Below are 2407 nucleotides of genomic sequence, written 5' to 3' on the forward strand. Positions count from 1 at the left end.
TGTCCTTCCAGAAAATCAGAAATTCACCATTTTCGCGTTAGCCTTGGAAAGTGGATTTAATTCCAAGACTTCATTTAATAGAAATTTTAAAAAATATATGCACTGCTCACCCAGAGAATTTTTAAAATAAGAGTCTAAATGTCGAATAATTTAGTGTAGGATGTCAGATAAGTATACATGGTAAGTCTCAATGTATAGCTTTAAAATTGGCTCCACCTTTCATTTTGGAACAGTTAAGTCTTCTGTAATTCCCATGTTTACAGAAAATTTAATCAACTTTTATGAAAAAATTATTGTTCTTAATTATCTGTCTTTTTGCGCTATTAATCGGAACTTATCCTATCATTTATGTCTTTGTGGATCATAAAAATACTTTTCTGAATTCTAAATCTTCAGAAGTATTAGGTAATATAGTCTGGAAATCTGCTTTTTTTGCGCATATTATTTTCGGAGGTATTTCTCTTTTTATAGGATGGCGACAATTTGGCCCTAAGTTCAGACATATGCACTTGAACTTGCACAGAATCATCGGAAAAGTGTATGTGATGTCTGTAATCATCAGTTCGATAGCGGGTATTTATATAGGCTTTTATGCTAATGGCAATGCTGTATCAGCTACCGGATTTATTTTTCTGGGCCTAATCTGGCTTATTACTACTCTTACAGCGGTTGCACAGATCAGAAAAGGCCATATACTAAACCATCAGCAGTTAATGACCTATAGTTTTGCCTGTGCGTTTGCAGCTGTTACACTCCGGTTGTGGTATCCGTTGTTAGTAAAAATTACGGAAGACCCTTCTTTCTCTTATATGATTGTAGCCTGGCTGTGCTGGGTTCCCAATCTCATAGTGGCTAATTTTATTAATAAAAAAATGCAAAATATAACCAGCCCTAAAAACGGATAGTTGTTTAAGGACATAAATAAATAGTTACGCTGACGCAGTTTCTTTTTTATTTATAAGTTTGGTTGTTCTGGAATTATAATTATTTCTTTGACAAAGTAAACCTTTAGTGCAGTAGTTTAGTGCATTTATCTATGACCAAAAGAACATTACCATGCTGGTGGATTTTACTGATCCTTATAAATTTTGGCTGCAATGAGATCTCTGATACGAAAACAGGTAAACAAAGCCATACTCCAAGCTCCAGAACTGCAAGCCCCAGATTAAAAAAGAAGTGGCACTGGGGCAATAAGCAAAAACCATATGAAGCCGCAGGTAATGCACAGGTCGCTAAAACCGGGAATACCATTTATGTTTCAGGCATTCCTACCAGTAATTTAAGCCCTGAAGGGATTAGAAAAGTTTATGGCCAATTGGAAAAATGCTTGAATGCATTTGGTGCATCTTCTGAAGATGTGGTAAAGGAAACGCTTTATACAACAAACATCCAAATAGCCATTGCTAACAAGTTAGTTAAGCAATCCTTTGTTTACATAATTTCTTTAAAAAGAAAAATCCCTGTTTGTAAAAGCAGGGATTTTGTTTTTGATAGAAAATTGTAGAAAGGTAAAGATATTAACTCGTAATAATTTCCTGTTTCTGAGCATCAAAAGTGACACGTTTGCCTGTATGCAATGCCATTGTAGCCATGATATTTGCAACAGAGTGATTATAACCAGCTTTTACAGATGCATTGGGTTGCTTACGGCTTCGTACACATTCCAGCCAGTTGCGCATATGCAGAGATGTCATTGGATCACCTCCTGTATTGGCTCCCGTTTCCATTTTTATATCTGAACGCAAGGAGGTTTCTGCCAGTAAGTTAGGTTGCATGTTCATTGCTTTGGCATATTCAGCTTTTAAACCTCCTTCCGGAGAAATTTTATTGGTATCCAGATTAATCATTCCTCCATTAGAGAAATAATACTCTTTCACGCCACCTGCTTCGTTATGCATACGGGAAGAATACAATACCTGAAAACCTTTGGTTGGATCATTGTCCGGACCGTAATCAAATACAGCAGTGAATGTATCGGCATTCATACGGCCGTCTTTCCATACGTAAATACCTCCATTAGCAACTACACTTCTTGGATGATCGTAACCAGAGAACCAGTGTACGGTATCTATCTGATGGCTCATCCACTGTCCCGGTATACCTGAAGAATACGGATAGAACAAGCGGTACTCCAGATAATAACGAGGATTCCATTCTACTTTAGGACGATTGAGAAGAAAACGATCCCAGTCTATATCTTCTTTTTTTATCTCAGCTACAAGCTGAGCACGGCGCCAGCGACCTGGCTGATTTACATTCCAGGTCATTTCAACCATACTGATATCGCCGAACTTGCCGGATTTGATATAGTCATTGGCTGCCCAGTAATTTGGTGCACTACGGCGTTGAGAACCAATCTGAACGATTTTACCTGTTTCCTCCACTGCTTTGAGGGCTGCTTTTGCAT

The 2407-nt window shown here is 37.6% G+C and carries 4 protein-coding genes; 3 read left to right on the top strand and 1 reads right to left on the bottom strand.

Annotated elements, in window-relative coordinates; translation table 11 throughout:
• The 3 genes from QNI22_RS40045 to QNI22_RS40055 all read left to right on the top strand — a co-directional run.
• Window positions 1–130: helix-turn-helix domain-containing protein (locus QNI22_RS40045; protein WP_314520289.1), on the top strand; the 130-nt coding region annotated here is incomplete at its 5' end.
• A gap of 151 nt (window positions 131–281) precedes the next feature.
• Window positions 282–905 carry a DUF2306 domain-containing protein gene (locus tag QNI22_RS40050; protein ID WP_314520282.1) on the top strand — a complete coding sequence of 208 codons (624 nt, stop codon included), beginning with the start codon at window positions 282–284 and terminating at the stop codon, window positions 903–905.
• A 131-nt stretch (window positions 906–1036) separates the two neighbouring features.
• Window positions 1037–1504, top strand: coding sequence for a Rid family hydrolase (locus tag QNI22_RS40055; RefSeq protein WP_314520285.1), 468 nt, complete (start codon window positions 1037–1039; stop codon window positions 1502–1504).
• Between the two features lie 13 nt (window positions 1505–1517).
• Here QNI22_RS40055 and QNI22_RS40060 read toward each other — a convergent pair.
• On the bottom strand, window positions 1518–2407 hold an 890-nt coding region (locus tag QNI22_RS40060), incomplete at its 5' end, for a Gfo/Idh/MocA family protein (protein WP_314520288.1).

This window comes from Xanthocytophaga agilis (genome assembly GCF_030068605.1).
GTDB lineage: Bacteria > Bacteroidota > Bacteroidia > Cytophagales > 172606-1 > Xanthocytophaga > Xanthocytophaga agilis.